Below are 23,264 nucleotides of genomic sequence, written 5' to 3' on the forward strand. Positions count from 1 at the left end.
CCCATACCCGTCAGTGTCACAGCCTGTCGATCATGTCTTGCGTGATCAGGCAGATGCCCTTCTCAGAAACCCGGAAGCGCTTGGCGTCGCGAACGGGGTCTTCGCCGACCACCAGGCCTTCCGGTATTTGCACGCCATGGTCGATGACGACGCGCTTCAGGCGCGCTTTGCGGCCGACATGGCAGTCCGGCAGCATCACCACCTGGTCGAGCGTCGAATAGGAGTTGATGCGCGCACCGGTGAAGATCAGGCTGCGCTTCAGGCTGGCGCCGGAGACGATGCAGTCGCCCGAGATCAGCGACGACACCGCCATGCCGCGCCGGCCATCCGTGTCGTGCACGAATTTCGCCGGCGGCTTTAGTTCGGCATAGGTCCAGATCGGCCAGTCTCGGTCGTAGAGGTCTAGTTCCGGCGTCACGTCGGTGAGGTCGATGTTGGCCTCCCAATAGGCGTCGATCGTCCCGACATCGCGCCAGTAGGCTTCGTTTTCGGCGCTGGAGCGAACGCAGGATTTGGCGAACCGGTGCGCCACCGCCTTACCATGCTGGACGATGTAGGGAATGATGTCCTTGCCGAAGTCGCGCGTCGACTCCGGGTCCTTGGCGTCGCGGCGCAGTTGCTCCATCAGGAACTTGGTCCTGAAGACGTAGATGCCCATCGACGCGAGCGCGAAATCCGGCTTGTCGGGGATGCCGGGCGGGTCGGCTGGCTTCTCGATGAAGGAGATGATGGTGTCCTTCTTGTCGACATGCATGACGCCGAAGCCGGTCGCCTCCATGCGCGGCACCTCGAGGCAGCCGACCGTGACGTCGGCGCCCTGGTCGACGTGCTGGCGCAGCATCTGCTCGTAGTCCATCTTGTAGATGTGGTCGCCCGCCAGGATCACCATGAACTCCGGGCCGTAGGCCTCGATGATGTCGATGTTCTGGTAGACCGCGTCGGCGGTGCCTTCGTACCACTGCGTCTCGGAGACGCGCTGGCTCGCCGGCAGGATGTCGAAGCTCTCGTTGCGTTCGGGCCGCAGGAAGTTCCATCCGCGCTGCAGGTGGCGGATCAGCGAGTGCGCCTTGTACTGGGTCGCGACGCCGATGCGGCGGATGCCGGAGTTCAGCGCGTTCGACAGCGCGAAGTCGATGATGCGCGTCTTGCCGCCGAAATAGACCGCCGGCTTGGCGCGCCGGTCGGTAAGCTCCTTCAGCCTGCTGCCGCGCCCGCCCGCCAGCACATAGGCCATGGCGTCGCGCGCCAGCGGCTGGGTGCCCTTCAAGTCAGCCATGTTCTCACCCTCCCAATGCTATTTCGCGACCAGTTCGAGCATGATCGTCGCCAGAGGCGGCAGGGTCACCTCGGCATAGGCCGCTCCGCCCCCGCCCTTTTGCGCCTCCACGGCGCCGGCATTGCCGACGCCCGATCCGCCATAGTCCGCAGCATCCGTGTTGAGCACTTCGCGCCACGCGCCTGCCGCCGGCAGCGGAACGCGGTAGCCCGACCGCGACACCGGCGTGAAATTGGAAATCACCGCAATCGGGTTCTCGCCCGGCGCCTTGCGCAGCCACGCATAGACCGAGGTATCGGCCTCGTCCGCGAGCAGCCACTCGAAGCCGTCGGGCTCGCAGTCGCGCGCGTGCAGCGCCGGTCGCGAGCGGTAGAGGCCGTTCAGGTCGCGGATCAGCGACTGGACGCCCTTGTGTGGCGGATGCGCGAGTTCGCCCCAGTCGAGCGGCCTTGCCTCGCTCCATTCGTTGCGCTGGGCGAACTCCTGGCCCATGAACAGCAGCTTCTTGCCGGGATAGCCCCACATGAAGGCGTAGTAGGCGCGCAGCGTTGCGAACTTCTGCCAGTCGTCGCCCGCCATCTTGCTCAGCAGCGTGCCTTTGCCGTGCACCACTTCGTCGTGAGACAGCGGCAGCACGAAATTCTCGCTGAAGGCGTAGAGCAGGCCGAACGTCAGTTCGTTGTGGTGGTGCTTGCGGTGGACAGGCTCGCGCGCAAGGTACTGCAGCGTGTCGTGCATGAAGCCCATGTTCCACTTGAAGCCGAAGCCGAGCCCGCCTTCATGGACCGGCTGCGACACCTTCGGCCAGGACGTCGATTCCTCGGCTATCGTCATGACGCCCGGATGGCGGCCGTAGATCTCCTTGTTCATTCGCTGCAGGAATCGCACCGCCTCGAGATTCTCGCGACCACCCTGCTCGTTCGGAATCCACTCGCCGGACTTGCGCGAGTAGTCGAGGTAGAGCATCGACGCCACAGCATCGACGCGCAGCCCGTCGACATGGAACTTCTCGGCCCAGTACAGCGCGTTGTTGACCAGGAACGAGACCACTTCGCGCCGCCCGAAGTTGTAGATCGCGGTGTTCCAGTCGGGGTGAAAGCCCTGGCGCGGGTCGGCGTGCTCGTAGAGCGCGGTGCCGTCGAAGAGCGCCAGCCCGTGCGCATCGACCGGAAAATGCGCGGGAACCCAGTCGAGGATGACGCCGATGCCGGCGCGGTGAGCGCCGTCGACGAAGCGCGCGAAACCCTCCGGCTCGCCGAAGCGCGCCGACGGCGCGAACAGGCCGGTCGTCTGGTATCCCCAGGACGGGTCGAAGGGATGCTCTGATATCGGCAAGAACTCGATGTGGGTGAACCCTGTCTCGACCACATAGGGGATCAGCCGGTCGGCAAGTTCGTCCCACGACAGGAAAGTGCCATCGTCCCGGCGCTGCCATGAACCCGCATGCACTTCGTAGATCGAGATAGGCTCGCGTCGCGCATCCGCCCCGCTCCAGTGCGCGCGATGCGCGGCGTCGCCCCAGGCGTGATCCGATGGCGACGCCGTCACCGAAGCCGTGGCCGGGCGCAATTCAGAACGTGTCGCGTAGGGATCGGCCTTCAGCGGAACCAGGACCCCGCGGGCGCCGACGATCTCGTACTTGTAGGCCTTGCCCGGATCGACGTCCGGAATGAAGATTTCCCAGATTCCGGTGTCCTTGCGGTTCCGCATCGCATGGCGGCGGCCATCCCAGTCGTTGAACTCGCCGACGACCGACACGCGCTTGGCGTTGGGGGCCCAGACTGCGAAGTTGAAGCCCTTCGCGCCCTCGTGCTCGATGAGATGCGCGCCAAGCTTGTCGAACAGTCTCAGATGCGAGCCTTCGGCTATGTAGTAGTCGTCCATCGGCCCGAGCACCGGACCGAAGGAATAGGGATCCGTCACCCACCAGGCGCCGCCGGTATTGGCGACGCGCAGGCGCAGCGGCTGGCGCCGGTCGATGTCGACCCGGCCTTCGAAAAAACCCGCGGCATCGCGCCTGGTAAGTGCGCCGACCTCGCTACCGTCGAGCGTGAAGGCGACGGCGGTATCTGCATGGGGAATGAAGCAGCGCGCCACAAAACCGTCGCCCGCCGCCTGCACGCCCAGGATCGCGAAGGGATCGCCATGCGTGCCTGCGACGATTGCCTTGACGTCGCCGGCCGCCGCCTCGACCGGACGGGCCTTCGTCGCGGCGGTGCGCGGCTTTCTCATCTCCCGGCGGTCCTCCCAGACTGCACTTCGAAACGTCTTCCCGTCGCTCCCCTCATGCAATCACATCATGGGATCGCGTTCCAGATTTCCGTCGCGTACTGGCGGATCGTGCGGTCCGATGAGAACCACCCCATGCGCGCCACGTTGCGGATGGCCCGCGCATGCCAGTCGGGACTGTCGCGCCATACCTTGTCGACGCTGCGCTGCGTCGCCGCGTAGGCGTCGAAGTCGGCCGCGACCATGAACCAGTCGCTCTGGTAGAGCCCGTCGATCAGCGAGCGGTAGCGCTGCGGGTCGTCCGGCGAGAAAACGCCCGACGAGATCGCGGCAAGCGCCTGCGACAGTTCAGGCGAGCTTTCTATGACGGCGCGCGGGTCGTAGCCGCCGGCGCGGCGTTCTTCCACCTGGTCTGCGGTCAGGCCGAAGATGAAGATGTTGTCGTCGCCGACATGCTCCTTGATCTCGACATTGGCGCCGTCGAGCGTGCCGATCGTCAGCGCCCCGTTCAGCGCGAACTTCATGTTGCCGGTGCCCGAGGCCTCCATGCCGGCAGTCGATATCTGCTCGGAAAGGTCGGCCGCAGGCATCATCAGCTCGGCGAGGCTGACATTGTAGTTGGGTACGAAGACGACCTTCAGCAGGCCCCGCACCGCGGGATCGCGGTTGATGACCTTGGCGACGTCGTTGGCCAGCTTGATGATGAGCTTGGCGTTGTGATAGCTCGGCGCCGCCTTGCCGCCGAAGAACTTCACGCGCGGCAGCCAGTCGCGTTCGGGATGCGAGCGGATCTGGTCGTAGAGTGCCACCGCCTCGATGATGTTGAGAAGCTGGCGCTTGTACTCGTGGATGCGCTTGATCTGGATGTCGAAGAGCGCGGACGGATCGACCTTGACCCCCAGGCGACCGGAGACGAACCCGGCAAGGCGCTCCTTGTTGGCACGCTTGACGGCAGCGAACTTCTCGCGGAACGCCGCATCCCCGGCGAACTTGTCGAGCCCCTTCAGCTTCTCGACGTCGTCGAGGAACTTGTCGCCGATCGCCTCGCGCACGATCCCCGTCAGCCCCGGGTTGCACTGGAACAGCCAGCGCCGCGGCGTGATACCGTTGGTCTTGTTGTTGATGCGATTGGGATAGAGCTTGTTCAGGTCCGCGAAGACCGTCTGCTCCATCAGTTCGGTGTGCAGCGCCGAGACACCGTTGACCGAGTGCGAACCGACGAACGCCAGGTTGCCCATGCGCACGCGCCGCTCCCCGCCCTCCTGGATAAGCGAGATGCTGCGGATCTGCTCGTCGTTGAAATGTCCGTTGGAACGCGCCTCGAGCAGCACCTGAGCGTTGATCGCGTAGATGATCTGCATGTGGCGCGGCAGCAGGCGCTCGAACAGCGGCACCGGCCAGCTCTCCAGCGCCTCGGGCAGCAGCGTGTGGTTGGTGTAGGCGAAGGTGCGCTTGGTAGCGTCCCAGGCCTTGTCGAAGTCGACGCCGTGCACGTCCATGAACAGGCGCATCAGTTCGGCGACAGCGATCGCGGGATGCGTGTCGTTGAGGTGGATCGCCGCCTGGTCGGGCAGCGACAGCAGTTCGCCGAACTGGCTGAGATGGCGCTGCACGATGTCCTGGAGCGACGCCGTCGTGAAAAAATACTCCTGGCGCAGCCTGAGTTCCTGCCCGGCCGGGTTGGCGTCGGCCGGATAGAGCACGCGCGACAGCGCCTCCGCCTTGTTGCTGTCGCGGAGCGCACCGATGTGGTCGCCCGCGTTGAAGGCGTCGAGCTGCAGCGGATCGATCGCCATCGACGACCACAGCCGAAGCGTGTTGACCCGCGCGCCCCTCCAGCCGACGACGGGCGTGTCGTAGGCAACCGCCAGGATCCGCTCCACCGGCTTCCAGACATGGCGCTCGAGCCGGCCGTCCTTCGACGTCACGGATTCGACGTGTCCCCCGAAGCCGACCTCGAAGGACCGCTCGCGCCGCTCGAACTCCCAGGGATTGCCGTGGTCGAGCCAGTCTTCGGGAAATTCGACCTGCCAGCCGTCCGAGATTTCCTGGCGGAACATGCCGTTGGCATAGCGAATTCCGTAGCCATGCGCCGGTACGTTGACGGTCGCCATCGATTCCATGAAGCAGGCCGCAAGGCGGCCGAGACCGCCGTTTCCAAGCGCCGCGTCGGGCTCCAGGCCGGCGATCACGTCGATGTCGACGCCGAGCGACTTGAGCGCCACCCGCATGTCGTCGAGAAGACCGATATTGGCGAAGGCGTCCCGCATCAGGCGTCCGATCAGGAACTCGAGCGACAGGTAGTAGACGCGCTTCTCGCGCTGCTCGTAGGTCTCCTTGGTGGAACTGATCCACTGGTCGATGATGCGGTCGCGCACGACCTTGATCGAGGCGGTCAGCCAATCGTAGGGCGTCGCGACCGTCATGTCCTTGCCGACCCGGTATTTCAGGGCCCTCAGGATTTCGGTCGCAAGCGTTTCGGGATCTGACGTCGCCAGGATCTGCCTCGGGAGCTTGGGGGTCATCACGTTAGCCATGTCGCCTCAAATGCGTTGCCTGCCGCCCTAGGGCAGCAAGTTGCAGCATCCTCCCGGCGCCAATGCTAGCGATTTCGGGAAGTTTCTCAATCGGCTCCCGGCATTTCCGGGCGTTTTCTTGTCCGCAACCGATTCACGCGGCGTCAGCCAGCTCCGGCGGCTGCTTCGCGCCCGTCATGAAGGCGACCGCGTCCGACATCGAATGCTCCTTCGGGTCGATGACCGTCAGACGGCGGCCAAGCCGATGGATGTGGATGCGGTCCGCGACCTCGAACACATGCGGCATGTTGTGCGAAATCAGGACGATCGGCAGGCCACGCTTCTTGACGTCGAGGATCAGTTCGAGCACGCGTCGCGATTCCTTGACGCCCAGCGCGGCCGTCGGCTCGTCCATGATCACCATCTTCGATCCGAAAGCCGCCGCCCGCGCCACAGCTACGCCCTGGCGCTGGCCGCCGGAGAGCGTTTCGACGGCCTGGCCGATGTTCTGGATCGTCATCAGGCCGAGTTCGGACAGTTTTTCCCGGGCGCGCTTTTCCATAGCCGGCCGGTCGAGCATGCGCAGCCATTGCCCGATGAAGCCGGATTTGCGTATCTCGCGCCCGAGAAACATGTTGTCGGCGATCGACAGCGCCGGCGACAGAGCGAGGTTCTGGTAGACGGTCTCGATGCCCGCATGCCGGGCCTCGATCGGCGACTTGAAGTGCACCGCCTTGCCGTCGAGCCGGATCTCGCCTTCGTCGGGCGCAATAGCGCCGGAGATCGCCTTGATCAGCGTCGACTTGCCGGCGCCGTTGTCGCCGATCACCGCGAGGATTTCGCCCGGGTATAGGTCGAAGTCTGCATTGTCGAGCGCTGTCACGCGGCCGTAGCGCTTCACCAGCCCGCGCGCGGTGAGGATGGGTTCCTGGGTCATCAGCCGGCAACCTTTCTGATCCACTGGTCGATCGCCACCGCGACGATGATCAGGACGCCGATCAGCAGATAGGTCCATTGCGGGTCGGTTCCGATCAGCCGCAGGCCGAGCGAGAAGACGCCGACGATCAGCGCGCCGAACAGCATGCCGAGGATCGAGCCGCGACCCCCGAAGAGCGAAATGCCGCCGATGACGACAGCTGTGATGGATTCGATGTTGGCGAACTGGCCCGAGGTCGGGGACACCGAGCCGAGACGGCCGATCAGCACCCAGCCGGCGAGCGCGCAGATGATGCCGGATATCACATAGACCGACACCAGCATGCGGTTGACGTTGACGCCGGAGAGGTCGGCGGCCTCCGGGTCGTCGCCGACGGCATAGACATGCCTGCCCCAGGCCGTGTGGTTCAGGACGTACCAGAGGAACAGCACCAGCAGCACCATGACGATGACGCCGTAGGTGAACACCGCGCCGCCGATCCGGATGCTCTGGCCGAACAGCTGCAGCAGCGGCGCCTGCGCCTGGATGTCCTGCGAACGGATCGTCTCGTTCGCCGAGTAGAGGAAGTTGGCCGCGAGGATGATCTGCCAGGTGCCGAGCGTGACGATGAACGGCGGCAGCTTCATGCGGGCCACGAGGACGCCGTTGATCCAGCCGCAGAGCGCGCCGCAGGCAAAGCCGCAGAGGATCGCGATCGGGGCCGGCAGGCCGTAGCGGAAGGTGAACTGGCCCATCACGACCGACGAGAGCACGACGATCGCGCCGACCGAAAGGTCGATGCCCGCCGTGAGGATGACCAGCGTCTGCGCGGCGCCGACGATGCCGACGATCGCCACCTGCTGGAGGATCAGGGTCAGCGAGAAGGCGGAAAAGAACTTGCTGCCCACCGCGACGCCGAAAAACGCCAGCGAAAGCACCAGCACGATCAACGGCACCGCGGCCGGGTTCTTGTGCAGGAAGTGCTGCGCCTTTTCGAGCAGCGACCTGTTGTGCGTATCGAAACTCGCAACCGACGTGTCGCTGCCCGCCAGAGCCTTCTCGAACTCTTGCGGCCGCCTGGCGTCTGCCGAAGCGTCAGTCATCTCGGTTCCTCCCGCGGGATCTCTGCCCCGTCACGCGAAGGGCGGCCGAGACCGCCCTTCGCCCGAACGGATAGTCTGCCTGTGCGGCGTTCAAATCAACCCCAGCAGAGCTCCAGGCCCTTCTTGGTGTCGATCGACTCGACGCCCGACGCCGGCTTGTCGGTGATCAGCGTCGCACCGGTGTCGAAGAAGTCCTTGCCTTCCGTCGCCATCGGCTTCTCGCCGCTGTCGGCGAACTTCTTGATCGCCTCGATGCCCATCGCCGCCATCAGCAGCGGGTACTGCTGCGATGTCGCGCCGATCACGCCTTCGGCGACGTTCTTGACGCCCGGGCAGCCGCCATCGACCGACACGATCAGCACGTTGCCTTCCATGCCGACCGCCTTGAGGGCCTCGTAGGCGCCAGCGGCCGCCGGTTCGTTGATCGTGTAGACCACGTTGATGCCGGGATCCTTCTGCAGGCAGTTCTCCATCGCCTTGCGGCCGCCCTCTTCGTTGCCGTTGGTTACGTCGTGGCAGACGTTGCGGGGATCGTCCTCATCGCCGATCTTGTTGACGTCCTTGGTGTCGATGCCGAACCCGGTCATGAAGCCCTGGTCACGCAGCACGTCGACCGTCGGCTGGCTGGGATTCAGGTCCATGTAGGCGATCTTGGCGTCCTTGGCGGCGTCGCCGAGCGTCGCTTTCGCCCAGCCTCCGATCAGTTCGCCTGCCTTGAAGTTGTCCGTGGCGAAAGTCGCGTCGGCCGCGTCGATCGGCTCGAGCGGCGTATCGAGGGCGATCACCAGGATGCCGGCGTCGCGCGCCTTCTTGACGGAATCCACGATTGCCTTGGTGTCCGAGGGAACAAGCAGGATGCCCTTGGCGCCATCGGCGATGCAGGACTCGATCGCCGCGACCTGGCTTTCGTTGTCACCGTCGATCTTGCCGGCATAGGCCTTCAGCGTCACGCCGAGTTCGTTCGCCTTGGCGGTGGCGCCTTCCTTCATCTTCACGAAGAAGGGGTTGGTGTCGGTCTTGGTGATGAGGCACGCGCCGACATCGGCGGCGGAGGCGCTCGAGGTGAAAGCCATCAGGGCGACGGCCGCCGCTCCGAAAACGGTCGACTTCAGCAGTGCAGTGGTGGTCACGGTAATCCTCCCGGGTTGGATCTCTTAACCGGCCGGCAAGCGCCGCCGCTGGACATCCGCAACTCTCCCTGCCGGATGCCTCGCGATCACGAAACATCAATCGCGAAGCCGAGTCAATAAATAAATCACTCTTATTTATTATTGACATCCAACCGGACGAAACCGCATTCTGCACGAGATTCAACGAGAGGAACTGGCGTGGAGAACAGCCCAGGGAGGCGCGGTCCGTCTGAAACGGCGGATGCCTTTCTCCACCACCGCGGCACCAACCAGAGCGGCATGCGCGACCAGAACGAGCGTCTGGTACTGTCGCTGGTTCGTCAGCACGGAAGCCTGGCCAAGACCGAGATCGCCAGGATGACGCGGCTGTCCGCGCAGACCGTGTCGGTCATCATGCGCGAACTGGAGGAAGACGGACTGCTGCTGCGCCAGGAGCCTCAGCGCGGCAAGGTCGGGCAGCCGTCGATCCCGATGGCGCTCAATCCTGACGGCGCCTATTTCATCGGCCTCAAGATTGGCCGCCGCAGCGCGGAACTTGTTCTGATCGACTTCCTCGGCAGGACGCGGGACATGCTTCAGAACTCATACCGCTATCCCGCGCCGCGCGAAATTCTCGACTTCGTGGCGTCCGGCATCACCCGGCTGCGCGCCAATCTCGATCCTTCCCAGGACAAGCGCATCGCCGGCCTCGGCATCGCCATGCCCTTCGAACTGTGGAACTGGGCCGACGCGGCAGGCGCGCCGCACGACGTGATGGATCATTGGCGCCATCGCGACATGCGCGGCGAGATCCAGGCGCTGTGCAGTTTCCCCGTCTACCTCCAGAACGACGCGACGGCCGCCTGCGGCGCCGAACTCGTGTTCGGCCAGATCGGCAACCTGCGCGACTTCATCTACTTCTACATCGGCGCTTTCGCGGGCGGCGGGATCGTGCTCAACGGCAGGCTCTACAGCGGCCCGACCGGCAACGCCGGCGCACTCGGCTCGATGCCGGTTCCTGGCCCACAGGGGCGGCCGATCCAACTGATCGACGTCGCCTCGCTCGCCATGCTCGAAAAGGCCCTCAACGCACGCGGTTCGGACGCCTCCTACCTGTGGACCACGCCGGAGTCTTGGAGCGGCGACGGTCCTGAGTTCGATGCCTGGTTCCATTCCGCCGGCAGCGCGCTCGCCTACGCCATCGTCTCGGCGTCTTCCGTCATCGACTTCGAGGCTGCCATGATCGACGGCTGGATGCCGGCCTGGGCGCGTGCGCGGCTGGTCGCGGCCGTCAGGACGGCGATCGCGGCCATCGACGTCGAGGGCCTCCGCATTCCCTTGGTTCACGAAGGCACGGTGGGCATTCACGCACGCGCGCTCGGCGCCGCCAGCCTGCCGCTGTCCGAGCGTTTCCTGGTGGGGGCGTCGACCCCGGCGAGGCTGTCCTGACGCCTGCCGGCGCCCTGCGCCGGGCTGCCGGGGCCGGCTGTTGCCCGTGCCCGAACCCGGCTGTATGCAGGCAACCGGACCTGCTTGCATGCCGTTGGACCGAGGGAGCAAACGCAAAATGATCATCTGCTGCGGCGAAGCCCTGATCGACATGCTGCCGCGCAGGTCGACCCTCGACGAGCCGGCCTTCGCCCCCTACTCGGGCGGCGCAGTGTTCAACTCGGCGATCGCTCTCGGTCGGCTTGGCGTGCCGACCGAGTTCTTCTCCGGCCTGTCGACCGACCTGTTCGGCGAGCAGTTGCGCACCACGCTCGCCGAAAGCAACGTCGGGGCCCGCTATGCGCATCTGTCGCCGCGGCCAACCACGCTTGCCTTCGTGCGGCTCGTCGACGGCCATGCCAGCTACGTCTTCTACGACGAGGGGACGGCCGGGCGCATGCTGGAAAGCGACCATCTGCCCACCTTGGAAGGCGACGTCGACACCATGCTGTTCGGCGCCATCAGCCTCATCTCGGAACCGTGCGGCTCGACCTACGAAGCCCTGATGAAGCGGGAGTTTCCCCACCGGGTCACGATGCTCGATCCCAACATCCGGCCGGCCTTCATTCCCGACAGGGAGAAGCACCTGGCGCGCATCCAGCGCATGATCGCCATGGCCGATGTGCTGAAGCTGTCGGACGAGGACCTCGGGTGGTTCGGCGAAGGCGGCTCCACCGAGGACGTCATCGCGCGATGGCTGGATCTCGGCCCGAAGCTGGTCGTGCTCACGCAGGGCAGCAAAGGTGCGGTCGGCTACACCAGGACGCTGAGGGTCGGCGTCGAGACGCAACCCGTCACGGTGGTCGATACGGTCGGCGCCGGCGATACGTTCAATGCCGGCATCCTCGCCTCGCTGCACGACCAGAAGGCGCTGTCGAAGCCGCGCATCGCCTCACTGTCGGAAGATGAGATCAGGGATGCCCTTTCGCTTGCGGCGGCCGCCGCCGCGGTGACGGTTTCTCGCGCCGGGGCCAATCCGCCCTGGCGATACGAACTGGCCTGACACGGGCGTCGCGCTGCAAACGCCCAATCACTTTATGTTTCGCCGGAAACGGGCGGCGCGGCTCAGCCCCGCCAAAGGCCGGATATTGCGCCTTTTCGGGGCCTTTGCCGGTAACGCGGGAGGCGGCGGACTGCGACAAACCGGCCGCCCCGCCAGCTTTCTTGGCGGAATCGAGTCTGCTATCAGCGCTCGAGACCGGTGATATGGCGGAAGATTCATGCAATTCATTGACTTGGGTGCACAACGCGCGCGCATCGGCGATCGGCTGAAGGTCGCCATCGACAAGGTTGTCGAGGACGGCCGCTATATCCTCGGGCCCCAGGTCGCCGAGTTCGAGAGCCGGCTCGCCGCCTATGTCGGCGTCAAGCATTGCATCGCCTGCGCCAACGGAACGGATGCGCTGCTGTTGCCGCTCTACGCCTCCGGCATCGGGCCGGGCGACGCCGTCTTCGTCCCCAGCTTCACTTTCGCCGCCACCGCGGAGGTCGTGGCCCTGGCAAAGGCCGAGCCGGTGTTCGTCGACGTCGATCCCGACACCTACAACATCGACATCGCGAGCCTGGAAGCCGCCATCGCCATGGTCAAGGCTGAGGGCCGGCTTGCCCCGAAGGCGATCATTCCCGTCGACCTGTTCGGCCTTGGCGCCGACTACGACGCCATCATGGCCATAGCGAAGCGCGAAGGACTGCTGGTGATCGAAGACGCCGCGCAGGCAATCGGCGGCTCGATCGGCGCCCGCATGTGCGGCTCGTTCGGCCATGTCGGCGCGACGAGCTTCTATCCGGCGAAACCCCTCGGCTGCTACGGCGACGGCGGCGCGATGTTCACCAACGACGATGCGCTTGCGGAAAAGCTCCGCTCGTTCGCCTTCCACGGAAAAGGCGAGACGCAGTACGACAACATCCACGTCGGCATCAACTCGCGCCTCGACACGCTTCAGGCCGCGATCCTGCTGGAAAAGCTGGCGATCCTTGAAGAAGAGATGGTGGCCCGCCAGGCTGTGGCCAAGCGGTACGCCGAGGGCCTCGGCGAGGTCGTGAAGGCGTCAGGCAACGTGTTGGGGACACGGTCCGCCTGGGCGCAGTATGCGATCGAGACGCCGCAGCGCGACGCCCTGAAGGCGCATCTCCAGGAGAACGGCATTCCGTCGGTCATCTACTACGTGAAGCCGCTGCACTGCCAGGTCGCGTATCGCCGCTTCCCCGTCGCCCCCGGCGGCCTGCCGGTGTCGGAGGCCCTGCCGGAGCGCATCCTCTGCCTGCCGATGCACCCCTATCTCAGCGTCGAGGATCAGGACCGCGTCATCACGACCGTCCTCAACTTCATCGGCAAGAACTCGGCCAATCTCGCCGCGGCTGAGTAACCGTTCGCCGGCCTTCAGGCCGGCGGCACCGCATCCTTCACCCCTGCCCGCGCGATGAAGAACGGGTTCGCGAAGTCGGCGTCGTGCGGCTGGTTGCGCTTGCCATAGGCGAGCGGCCGGCCGTCGAGCGTCTCGGTGTGCCCCCCTGCCCCGCGAAGGACGGCGTCGCCCGCTGCGGTGTCCCACTCCATCGTCCGGCCGAAGCGCGGATAGAGGTCGGCCTCCCCGCACGCAAGCAGGCAGAATTTCAAGGACGAACCGACCGAAACGATTTCCGCGCCGTCGAACCGGCCGATGAAGCTGTCCGTCTCGGGCGTGCGGTGCGAGCGGCTTGCGACGATGGTCAGCAGCGGTGGCGCGGTGCGAACGCTGATGCCGCGGCGCGCGGCGATCCTGTCATCCGGATCGAGTTGCAGCGCTTCGGCCATGCCCGGACGGCCGGAGAAGAAGCGTCCGCTGGCCGGCGCATACACCACGCCGATCTCCGGCACGCCGTCCCGAACGAGAGCAATGTTGACCGTGAAATCGCCGCTGCGCTTGACGAACTCCTTGGTGCCGTCGAGCGGGTCGACCAGGAAGAAGGCCGCTCCGAGATCGGCGGGCAGAATGCCGGCCGACGCTTCCTCCTCGGCGACGCAAGCAACCTGCGGGCAAGCGGCGCGCAATCCCTCCAGGATGATCTCCTCACTCGCCCTGTCCGCCTCGGTGACGGGCGACGCATCGTCCTTCACGCCGACAACGCAGCCAGCGTGAAAGACCTCCATCACCTTCTTGCCGGCGGCAATCGCCAGTCGCTCGAAGAGCTGCTGGACAGCGACGTCGTCAGATGCCGTCACCGGCGTCGTACTGTTCTTGTTCAATGTCCCGCTCATGCAGCCAGTTCTCGACGATATCCACCATCTCCTCGGGCGCCTTGCCTACCGTCCTGAGGTGGATTTCCGGGTTCTCGGGCGCCTCGTAGGGCGAATCGACGCCGGTGAAGTTCTTCAACGCCCCACTGAGCGCCCGTGCGTAGAGCCCCTTCGGGTCGCGCTTGGCGCATTCCTCGAACGGCGTATCCACGAACACTTCGACGAACTCGCCCTTTTCCATCAATTCCCGCGCCATCCGTCGCTCCGCACGGAACGGCGATATGAACGAGACTATCACGATCAGGCCGGCGTCGGCCATCAGCCGCGCGACTTCCGCCACGCGCCGGATGTTCTCGACCCGGTCGGCGTCGGTGAAGCCGAGGTCGCGGTTCAGCCCGTGGCGGACATTGTCGCCGTCGAGGATGTAGGTGTGGCGCCCCGATGCGTGGAGCTTCTTCTCCAGCAGGTTGGCGATCGTCGACTTGCCCGAGCCGGACAGTCCGGTGAACCAGAACACCGCCGGCCGCTGGTTCTTCGCCAGGCCCCGCTCGCGCTTGCCGATATCGAGCGCCTGCCAGTGGATGTTTTCGGCCCTGCGCAACCCGTGCAGGATCATGCCCGCCCCGACCGTCGCGTTCGAGATGCGATCGATCAGGATGAAAGCCCCGGTGGTGCGGTTGTCCGCGAAGGGATCGAAGGCGATCGGCGACTGTGTCGCGAGGTTGCAGACGCCGACCTCGTTCATCTCAAGCGACTTGGCCGCTTCCTGCGCGAAGTTGTTGATGTTCAGGCGATGCTTCAGGTCGGTCACCGTCGCGCTGACCTGGTCGGTCTCGGTGCGCAGCAGGTAGGACCGGCCGGGCTTCAGCGCATTCTCGTCGAACCAGACGATGTTGGCGGCGAACTGGTCGGCGACCTGCGGCCGCGCGTCGGGCGAGACCAGCATGTTGCCGCGCGAGATATCCAGTTCGCCATCGAGGACCAGCGTGATCGCCTGGCCGGCAACGGCCGATGCGAGATCGCCGCCCTGCGAGACGATGCGCTTGACGCGCGCCGTCTTGCCCGATTTCGCGACGACCACCTCCTCGCCCGCCGCAACCGAGCCGGAGGCGACCGTTCCGGCATAACCGCGAAAGTCGAGATTTGGCCGGTTCACGTACTGAACGGGGAAGCGGAACGGCAGTCCGACGGCTGCATCGTCGACGACGACCGTCTCGAGGTGGTCGACGAGCGTCGGGCCGGCATACCAGGGCATCCGTTCGGAGCGCGTCGAGACGTTGTCGCCGTAACGCGCCGACATCGGGATCGCCACGATAGAGGCGAAGTTCAGGCCCTGCGCGAACGCGGCATAGTCGGCGACAATGCTGTCAAACGCCTGGCGGTCGAAGCCGACGAGATCGATCTTGTTGACCGCGACGACGACGTGCCGGATGCCGAGCAGCGAGGCGATGATGGAGTGGCGCCGGGTCTGCTGCACCACGCCCTGGCGCGCATCCACCAGCACGATCGCCAGATCGGCCGTCGAGGCGCCGGTCGCCATGTTGCGGGTGTATTGCTCGTGGCCGGGCGTGTCGGCGACGATGAACTTGCGCTTCGGCGTCGAAAAGAAGCGGTAGGCCACGTCGATCGTGATGCCCTGCTCCCGCTCGGCCTCCAGACCGTCGACCAGCAGCGCGAAGTCGACGTCGTCGCCGGTGGTGCCGTGCTTCTTCGAGTCGCGCTCGAGCGCGGCCAACTGGTCCTCGAAGATCTGTCGCGTCTCGGACAGCAGGCGTCCGATCAGCGTCGACTTCCCGTCATCGACCGACCCGCAGGTCAGGAAGCGCAAGAGCGACTTTCGCTCCTGCGCGGCGAGATAGTCACGCACGCTCTCGACGGCTGTGCTTTGTTCGGCGGCGGCCTGGCGCATGGTCAGAAATACCCCTCGCGCTTTTTCTTTTCCATCGAACCCGACTCGTCACGATCGATCAGGCGGCCCTGGCGCTCGGAGGTGCGCGCCGTCAGCATCTCGCTGACGATCGCCTCCAGGCTGTCCGCATCCGAATCGATCGCCCCGGTCAGCGGGTAGCAGCCCAGCGTACGGAAGCGTACCAGCCGGTTCTCGACAACCTCGCCGGGCCGCAGCGCCATGCGTTCGTCGTCGCGCATGATCAGCATTCCGTCACGCTCCACGACAGGCCGCCGCTTGGCGAAGTAGAGAGGGACGATCGGAATGTCCTCCTGCAGGATGTACTGCCAGATATCCAGTTCGGTCCAGTTGGAGAGCGGGAACACGCGGATCGATTCCCCAGGGGAGACGCGGGTGTTGTAGACCTTCCACATCTCCGGCCGCTGGTTCTTCGGGTCCCAGGCGTGGCGCGCGTTGCGGAACGAGAAGATGCGCTCCTTCGCCCGCGACTTTTCCTCGTCGCGGCGCGCCCCCCCGAAAGCGGCGTCGAAGCCGTGCTTGTCGAGGGCCTGCCGCAGGCCGACCGTCTTCATAACATGGGTATGGACGTTGGAGCCGTGATCGAACGGATTGATGTTGTCGCGGATGCCGTCCTGATTGACATGCACCAGGAGATCGAAGCCGAGCTTTTCCGCCATCGCGTCGCGGAACGCGATCATCTCGCGGAACTTCCAGGTCGTGTCGACATGCAGGAACGGGAATGGCGGCTTGGCCGGATAGAACGCCTTCATCGCGAGATGAAGCAGGACCGACGAATCCTTGCCGACCGAATAGAGCATGACCGGCTTGGAGAACGTCGCAGCCACCTCGCGGAAAATGTGGATGGCTTCGGCCTCGAGGCGATCGAGATGGGACAATCTGGCGAGCATGCGGGGGCCTTTACAGCGCCTTGGCGCGATCGAACACGGAAATTTGGGCCAACGGCCGTGATTTTTCCGGATAATCTCACAGAAACCGGCTTTCTCAAGCGGATCGCAACCAAAGATGAACCGATCCCTGTGAGGTTTTTGCGTTCGCCGGCGAATGGCTAGAACGCTGTTCTGCCGTCGCAGGACGAGGACTTTCGAGTTGGGGCACGCCCTGTTCTGTGCGTGGCGGCCCACAACAGATGGTGACAAGTCGAAGGCCGCTGACTATCGTCCCTCCGGCCGGAGCGGGCGGCATCCAGAAGCGAATGCAGACAGAAAAAAACAGCAAAAACCGTATCGCGTCGCTAGCCGATCGGCTGCTCGAGCATGACGACCGCCGCAGCGCGATCTTCACTTATGTGGTCTTCGGCGCCGCGCCCCTCGGCGGCTCGCTGGTCAGCTTCGCCGTCAATATCGGGGCAGTCGGTGGGGTCATCGAAGTGCTCCGGCGCATCGTGCCGGTCAGCCGAGACCGCGTCTTGCTGGCCCTAACCGTCCCGCTCTACGTCTACTGCGGCGCCTATCTGGCGTCGCTTGCGGCCAATCCCGAGCCGCGCCTGCGCTACATGCTCCCGGTTCTGACCTTCCTGCTGTTTCCCTTCCTCTATTCGAGCTGGCGGCTCTCCACGAAAGACACGATCGCCCGCGCGGTGGTCAACGCCAGCATGATCGCCTGCTACGGCGCGCTGGTGATGGCGATCGCCCAGGTCGAATTCTACGGCATCCGCGCCGAGGGCGGGGCCGGCAACGCAATCGTCTTCGCCACGGCCACCTGCCTCGCGGCATGCATGGCGCTTGCCGGCGCCCTGGCAGCAAGTGGCAAGGCGGCGATTGTCCTGTTCGGAGCCTACTGCGCCGGCATCATCGCCATTCTCTATTCCGGCGCGCGTGTCACTTGGCTTGCGCTCCTCCTGACGACTGCGGCGATCCTCTGGATCCATCGTGGCCGCCTGCGAGCCAGGCTTTCGCTGGCCACCGCGTCGCTGGCGGCAATCGCGGTCGGCGTCGTCGCCTTGGTGGGCGCCCAGGTCGTCCCACCCCGTGTCGAGGCGCTTGTCGGCGACTGGCAGCAGATGAGAGAGAGGGGGGACTTCGACAGTTCGCTCGGCCACCGCGCCGAACTTTGGCAGACCGGCATCCACGCGATCCGCTCCAGTCCCCTGCTCGGACACGGGCCCCAGTCCACCAGAGCCCTCATCGACCAGGGTTTCAGCGAGATCGGCGTCGATGTCGGCTACTCCCACTTCCACAACGGCTTCCTCAACGCCTGGGTGGAGGCCGGGATTTTCGGCGCTTTGTCGCTGGTCGCACTCTTTGCCGTCACGGCCCTGCTTGCCGTGCGCACACTTGCGCGGAAAATCGGCAGGAGCGAACTGCTCGGGGCGGTCATGCTGATCGCCGCGACTGTGACCTACGTCGTCAACGGTATGACCGGCATCATGGTCGGTCATGACATCGTCGATGCGCTGCTCGTCGCCTACCTCGCCGCCGGCGCCTATCTGGCAGCCGGGACATCGCTACTCGACGGGGACGGCAAACCTCGACGACGCACGTCAGACCTGGAAGACGATCAGGCGCTTGAACTTGCCGAGCAGGAACAGCGCGCCCATCAACAGGAACGCGGTCAGCGTGAGCACCACGGCCCATGAACCCAGCGGCACGACGCCCTGGATGAGCGGCGTCCGCACGATCTCGATGAAGTGGGTGAACGGGTTCCAGTGGAACAGAACGCCTCTGATGCCGCCCAGTTCGCCGGCGGTCCAGAAGATCGGCGTGACGAACATAAGAAGCCGAACCGCGTTGGTCACGACGAACTGCAGGTCCGGCGCGTACGCGCCAGCGATACCGAGAACGACGGCCGTCGCTGGAGCCGCCAGCAGCATGACCGCAAACGCCGGCAAGAGCGACAAGAGCGCGGGCGTGACCTCAATGCCGGTGAACAGCAGGATCGGAACGGCGCCGGCCAACGCATAGAGAAACCGCGTGGCGACCAGCAGCGTCTGTCTCAGCACGTAGACCGAAACCGGCAGGACCGTTCCCTTGATGAACGCCTGCTCGCGCGTGAACAGGGTAACGCTCATCGACAGCACGTCGCTGATGTAGAACCAGACAAGCATGCCGCTTGCAACGTAGGCGGCAAAGCTGAACCCGCCGCCGCCGTTATCCAGCACCAAGACCAGCGCGACGACCAGGAGCAGGAAATTGAGGAGCGGCCAGATCGGCCCGAGAAGAGTCTTGCGGTGGGCATCGACGATGTCCTCCGACGCCAGTTCCCACCAGACATTCCTCAGCCGTATCGCGGCGCCCAGATCGGCAAGCCCGCTTCGCGCCAGTTCGAGCATCGCCGCTCCCTGAAACCAGCCGGTCTGCTAGCATATCCGCGGCCGAACGCAAGCAGCGAGGCTGCCTACGCTTGTACAGCGGGGGAATTGAAGATCACCTCCACCAACCTTGCAGGCAGGAACTGCGACAGCGCCTTTTCGCGGCCCCGCAGTCCGATTTCCGGGTGCTGCAGGGCCTGGTTCACGCTGGCCCTCAGCGAATGCGCATCGCGGAAAAACAGGATGTCGGTGCCATTCGAAAATGCGCCTTCGAGCGGTCCGTTGGGAGCCGAGATGACCGTCGCCCCCATGGTGAACGCCATGAACGGGTATTCATGGAACCCAAGGGCGTGCGAGCTCGGACAGACGACGACCTTGCTGCGCCCCATCAGCGCCATGAGGTCCTTGGCCGATCTCGGCGCCTCGACCCGAACATTGCCCGCGAGATTTTCGACCTTTCGATCCGTCACCAGGGTGATCGGAGTGTCTTTCAATGCCTCGAGCATCCCGTAGCGGCGCGCAAACTTCACATGGTCGAGCACGACGGAGCGTCGCGGGCCGGCTTGGCGACGACCCGCGCTTCGACACTCGCTCGTTCAGGCGTACCAGCCGGGCGCGCTCGCAATGCCGCCGGAACTGCCGGGAAAATAGGTTGCGCCCGCGCCAAAGGTGTTGATGCCGCCGCCTGAAGAAACGCTGTACCGGGGACCACTGGCTGAGCCCGAATAGGTGTTCCCGGAAAACTCCACGAGCGCCATGCGGTCGCACTTCACGAACCCCGAGGAGAATGCCACCCCGCCTGTCAGCGTGATCGTGTTGCTCACGTCGAAGACATAACCATCGGAAAGCGCCTGAACGTGGCAGGAAGAACTGCCGCTGATCGTGTAGCTGGAAGCGGCGGTCACGACGCCGCCGCGCTCTGCATAGATGTGCGCGGTTCCGCAGGCACCAAAATTCATCTGGCCCGCGATCGTCAGGACGCCGCCGTTCTGAGCGGCGACGCCCAGGCCGGGGCTCCCGGTCTCGACCTTGAACCCCAGTATCGCCAGCCGCCCGTAGTTGGTCACGAGCGTGCAGTTGCCGCTTGGTCTGCTTATGACGCAATTCGCCGGCGTGGTCACGTTTCCCTGCAGCGTCACGCTGCCCGAACCAAGCCACCCGCCGGAGACGACCACGCCTTCGGAATAGGTGCCGTCAGCGACCTGTATCGTCACGTTGTGGATCGACATGTCCAGCGCGGCCACGACGTCGAGCGCCCTTTGGATCGTCAGGAAAGCGCCCCCGGCACTGTTCACCAGGCCGCTGTTGGCGTCATTGCCGTCCGTGCGGACATAGTAGGCTCGGTTTGCGCCCAGGCGCTCGCGCACATGCCGCATCGCCACCACCTGGTTCGGCTCGGCGAGCGCGAGCCCAGCCGGCAATGTCACCCGGCCATTTGCCCGATCGACCTTCAGGGCTTCAGCCCAGGCCACACCGTCGGGTGAAACCTTCACGTGCCAATCGTCGTCGCCGGCGAGCCCGAACTCGGCCCTGCCGGAGTATCCGGTCTGGAAGACCAGCGAGGCTGTGTCGCCCGCCCCCGCCTTGTTGATCGTCAGCCTGTGGTCGCCCGCCTCCTCGTCCAGCAGCGTCGCCGGGCTCCTGACGGCAAGCCGGTTGCTCGCGTCGGCGACCGTGTTGACGCCGACAAACGGCGCCGGATTGACGCTGTGGACCGCGGCGTCCGCCCAGGCCGCGCCGCCGAAGCAGACCAGCCGCGCCTCGTCGGCCACCCAGGCCAGCCAGCCGGCCCGGGGCGAAAGAAAGGCCCACGCCCCGTCCTGCCAGGCCGCGATCTTCCCGTCCTGCCCGGCCCAGGCGCCGCCTGCGCCAGATGCTACGAGGTAGCGGTCGCCGTCCACCGGCGAAACCGGTGGACCGGCAAGATCGCGGTCGAGCACCGCAAGCTGCACGAGTGCGTCCAGGCTCCTGATCGCCTCGTTGTGGGTAACGTGTTTCTGCGCCTGTGAGGGCATGATGTAGGGAAGATCAAGATTCGCGGTCCGTTCCATTGCGTTTCCTTCGGTTGCTCCTGGGCCTAGCGTAAGCCCGGCGCGACAACCGTGGACAAAAGCGGGTCAACCATGCGTCGGATGGAACGCGGTTGCCTAACGCAGGGGCATCGCGGTTCGACGACGCCCCGTCAACTTGAGGAATTCTTGGAATCTGCACGTTGCGCGGGGTTCATGCCCGGCTATTCTGCGATCGCCCCATGCGTGATGTATTGACTTAGTGAGGACATACTTGTCTCAAATGCCGGCATCGGAACGAACCTTGGCGGCGGCTGCGCATCGGATGAGCTGGATCAACAGGCAGCAAACGTCATATGGGTGAGGGAAAGCTTGGCAGTCGCATCGCCGCCTGGCCGCGCGGCGCGAAGCAGCTGATCTTCGTCGGCTTCGACTTTTTCGCGCTGCTGGCGGTCCTGTGGCTGAGCTTCTCGATCCGCCTCAATCACGTTTTTGTCCCCAATGCGGGCCAGGCATTGCTGATGCTGGCGGCACCGGCCATCGCGCTGCCGGTCTTCGTCCGCATGGGGCTCTATCGCTCCGTCCTGCGCTATCTTCCGGAACGGGCGATCTGGACCATCTTCAAGGCTGTCACCGTCGCCGTTCTCGCCTGGGTCAGCCTCGCCTTCCTGACCCGGATGACGGGCCTCGCCGGCGTGCCCAGGTCCGTCGCCGTGATCTACTGGGCGCTCAGCCTGATCGTAATCGCCGGCAGCCGCTACGGGGCGAAGCGGCTCTTGTGGTCCGGCAGGCCGAATCCTGTCGGGGCGCCCCGCACGCTGATCTACGGAACCGGCAGTTCGGCAATACAGCTCGTGAATGCGCTGACCACCAGCCGGGAGCGCAACGTCGTCGGGTTCGTCAGCGACGACGCAAGCATCCAGGGCATGGACCTGCTCGGGCTGCGCGTCTTTCCGAGCCCTTCCCTCGAAACGGTTGTCGGCAACTTCGGGGTCGACGAAATCATCGTGACGATGCCCCTTCCCGCCGGCGTCAGCCAGCGTGAGCTCGTGGCGCGCTTCAGCTCGCTGCCGGTCAGGTTCCGCATCCTACCGGCCGTCGCGGATATCGCGGCCGGAAAATACTCGGTCAAGGACATCCGCGACATCGACATTGACGACCTGCTGCGCCGGTCGCCTGTGCCGGCCGACCCGCAACTGATGCGCGACGTCGTCGAGGGCAAGGTCATTCTGGTCACCGGCGCGGCCGGCTCGATCGGCTCCGCGCTCAGCCGCACCGTGGCGAAGCTGCAGCCGGCGGCGCTCGTGCTGATGGATGTCAACGAACACGGTCTCTACGAGATCAGCCGTGATATAACCCACGACGCCGGCTTTCCGGTCATTCGCGTGCTCGGTTCGATCACCGAAGCGGGCACGGTCCGGCAGGTTCTGCGCGACCACCGCGTCGAGACGATCTATCACTGCGCGGCGTTCAAGCACGTCAACATGGTCGAGGCCAACTGCATCGAGGGTGTTCGGAACAACGTTCTCGGCACCTGGACGCTGGCGCAGGCCGCACACGAACTGCAGGTCATGAACTTCATCCTGATTTCGTCGGACAAGGCGGTGAGGCCGGCAAACGTGATGGGCGCCACGAAGCGCTGGTCCGAACTCATCGTTCGCCACTTCGGCCTGCAGGACGATCCTGCCGGTTTCGAACGCAACTTCGCCTCAGTCCGCTTCGGCAACGTGATCGGCTCGAGCGGCTCGGTCGTGCCGCTGTTCAGGGAGCAGATCGACGCCGGAGGTCCGGTCACCGTGACGCATGAGGCCATGACCCGTTATTTCATGTCGGTGCGGGAGGCAGCGGAACTGATCGTACAGGCGACTGCGCTGTCGAAGTCAGGCGACGTGCTCGTGCTCGAGATGGGCGTTCCCGTCAGGATCATGGATCTGGCCGAGGACATGATCCTTCTGGCGGGACGCTCCGTGCGCAACGCCGAAAACCCCGATGGCGACATCGAAATCGTGATCGTAGGCCCCGGCGCCGGAGAGAAACTCTACGAGGAACTGTTCTACGACCCGAACGGCGTGGCACCCACCACGCATCCGAAAATTCTCCGCGGCCCTCGCCTGAACGGCATGCCTGTCGATGTTCCCGGCACCGTCGTCAGCATGCGCGAGCGCATCGATGCGCGCGACGAAGCCGGCCTGCGCAAGCTGCTGTTCGAGCGGGACTAGGCGCG

At 65.0% G+C, this 23,264-nt stretch carries 17 protein-coding genes; 5 read left to right on the plus strand and 12 right to left on the minus strand.

The window, feature by feature from the left end; translation table 11 throughout:
* Positions 1–16: 16 nt before the first annotated feature.
* The 6 genes from glgC to ABUE31_RS12920 all read right to left on the minus strand — a co-directional run bounded on the left by glgC (position 17) and on the right by ABUE31_RS12920 (position 9,152).
* Positions 17–1,276 (minus strand): glucose-1-phosphate adenylyltransferase, encoded by a 1,260-nt coding sequence (gene glgC / locus ABUE31_RS12895; RefSeq protein ID WP_367724006.1) that lies wholly within the window; start codon positions 1,274–1,276, stop codon positions 17–19.
* Between the two features lie 18 nt (positions 1,277–1,294).
* Positions 1,295–3,508 (minus strand): 1,4-alpha-glucan branching protein GlgB, encoded by a 2,214-nt coding sequence (glgB, locus tag ABUE31_RS12900; RefSeq protein ID WP_367724007.1) that lies wholly within the window; start codon positions 3,506–3,508, stop codon positions 1,295–1,297.
* A 65-nt stretch (positions 3,509–3,573) separates the two neighbouring features.
* A complete protein-coding gene (locus ABUE31_RS12905; RefSeq protein WP_367724008.1) occupies positions 3,574–6,042 on the minus strand; it encodes a glycogen/starch/alpha-glucan phosphorylase in 2,469 nt (822 codons plus the stop codon).
* Between the two features lie 133 nt (positions 6,043–6,175).
* Entirely contained in the window at positions 6,176–6,958 is a 783-nt protein-coding gene (locus ABUE31_RS12910) for an ATP-binding cassette domain-containing protein (RefSeq protein WP_367724009.1), read from the minus strand.
* Positions 6,958–8,040: an ABC transporter permease gene (locus ABUE31_RS12915; protein WP_367724010.1), complete on the minus strand. Its 1,083-nt coding sequence runs from the start codon at positions 8,038–8,040 to the stop codon at positions 6,958–6,960. Before ABUE31_RS12915 ends, ABUE31_RS12910 begins: the two co-directional genes overlap by 1 nt.
* Positions 8,041–8,135: 95 nt before the next feature.
* Entirely contained in the window at positions 8,136–9,152 is a 1,017-nt protein-coding gene (locus tag ABUE31_RS12920; RefSeq protein ID WP_367724179.1) for a sugar ABC transporter substrate-binding protein, read from the minus strand.
* A gap of 297 nt (positions 9,153–9,449) precedes the next feature.
* Between ABUE31_RS12920 and ABUE31_RS12925 the strand changes: the two genes are divergently transcribed.
* From ABUE31_RS12925 to ABUE31_RS12935, 3 genes are all read left to right on the plus strand, one after another.
* Positions 9,450–10,598: an ROK family transcriptional regulator gene (locus ABUE31_RS12925; protein WP_367724180.1), complete on the plus strand. Its 1,149-nt coding sequence runs from the start codon at positions 9,450–9,452 to the stop codon at positions 10,596–10,598.
* 118 nt (positions 10,599–10,716) lie between these two features.
* Positions 10,717–11,640 carry a carbohydrate kinase family protein gene (locus ABUE31_RS12930; RefSeq protein WP_367724011.1) on the plus strand — a complete coding sequence of 308 codons (924 nt, stop codon included), beginning with the start codon at positions 10,717–10,719 and terminating at the stop codon, positions 11,638–11,640.
* Between the two features lie 217 nt (positions 11,641–11,857).
* A complete protein-coding gene (locus tag ABUE31_RS12935) occupies positions 11,858–13,003 on the plus strand; it encodes a DegT/DnrJ/EryC1/StrS family aminotransferase (protein ID WP_367724012.1) in 1,146 nt (381 codons plus the stop codon).
* Between the two features lie 14 nt (positions 13,004–13,017).
* On the opposite strand, the gene cysQ is transcribed toward ABUE31_RS12935, so the two are convergent.
* Genes cysQ through cysD form a run of 3 tightly spaced genes read right to left on the minus strand, consistent with a single transcriptional unit; the run spans position 13,018 to position 16,671 of the window.
* Positions 13,018–13,875, minus strand: coding sequence for a 3'(2'),5'-bisphosphate nucleotidase CysQ (cysQ, locus tag ABUE31_RS12940; RefSeq protein WP_367724013.1), 858 nt, complete (start codon positions 13,873–13,875; stop codon positions 13,018–13,020).
* On the minus strand, positions 13,826–15,763 hold the full coding sequence (gene cysN, locus ABUE31_RS12945) for a sulfate adenylyltransferase subunit CysN (protein ID WP_367724014.1): 1,938 nt from the start codon (positions 15,761–15,763) through the stop codon (positions 13,826–13,828). The genes cysQ and cysN overlap by 50 nt, the downstream gene beginning before the upstream one ends.
* Positions 15,764–15,765: 2 nt before the next feature.
* Positions 15,766–16,671 carry a sulfate adenylyltransferase subunit CysD gene (gene cysD / locus ABUE31_RS12950; RefSeq protein ID WP_367724015.1) on the minus strand — a complete coding sequence of 302 codons (906 nt, stop codon included), beginning with the start codon at positions 16,669–16,671 and terminating at the stop codon, positions 15,766–15,768.
* Positions 16,672–16,976: 305 nt separating this feature from the next.
* On the opposite strand from cysD, the gene ABUE31_RS12955 reads away from it, so the two are divergent.
* On the plus strand, positions 16,977–18,359 hold the full coding sequence (locus ABUE31_RS12955; protein ID WP_367724016.1) for an O-antigen ligase family protein: 1,383 nt from the start codon (positions 16,977–16,979) through the stop codon (positions 18,357–18,359).
* Here the strand turns inward: ABUE31_RS12955 and ABUE31_RS12960 are convergent.
* The 3 genes from ABUE31_RS12960 to ABUE31_RS12970 form a co-directional block, all read right to left on the minus strand.
* Positions 18,264–19,052: an ABC transporter permease gene (locus tag ABUE31_RS12960; protein ID WP_367724017.1), complete on the minus strand. Its 789-nt coding sequence runs from the start codon at positions 19,050–19,052 to the stop codon at positions 18,264–18,266. The two genes, ABUE31_RS12955 and ABUE31_RS12960, sit on opposite strands and share 96 nt — an antisense overlap.
* A gap of 65 nt (positions 19,053–19,117) precedes the next feature.
* Positions 19,118–19,573, minus strand: a complete 456-nt coding sequence (locus ABUE31_RS12965; protein WP_367724019.1) for a glycosyltransferase — start codon at positions 19,571–19,573, stop codon at positions 19,118–19,120.
* 54 nt (positions 19,574–19,627) lie between these two features.
* Entirely contained in the window at positions 19,628–21,082 is a 1,455-nt protein-coding gene (locus ABUE31_RS12970) for a DUF2793 domain-containing protein (protein ID WP_367724020.1), read from the minus strand.
* Positions 21,083–21,396: 314 nt separating this feature from the next.
* Here ABUE31_RS12970 and ABUE31_RS12975 point away from each other — a divergent pair, with 314 nt between their 5' ends.
* Positions 21,397–23,259, plus strand: a complete 1,863-nt coding sequence (locus tag ABUE31_RS12975) for a polysaccharide biosynthesis protein (RefSeq protein ID WP_367724021.1) — start codon at positions 21,397–21,399, stop codon at positions 23,257–23,259.
* The last annotated feature ends 5 nt before the right edge of the window (positions 23,260–23,264 follow it).

This window comes from Mesorhizobium marinum (assembly GCF_040813675.1).
GTDB classification, from domain to species: Bacteria; Pseudomonadota; Alphaproteobacteria; order Rhizobiales; family Rhizobiaceae; genus Mesorhizobium_K; species Mesorhizobium_K marinum.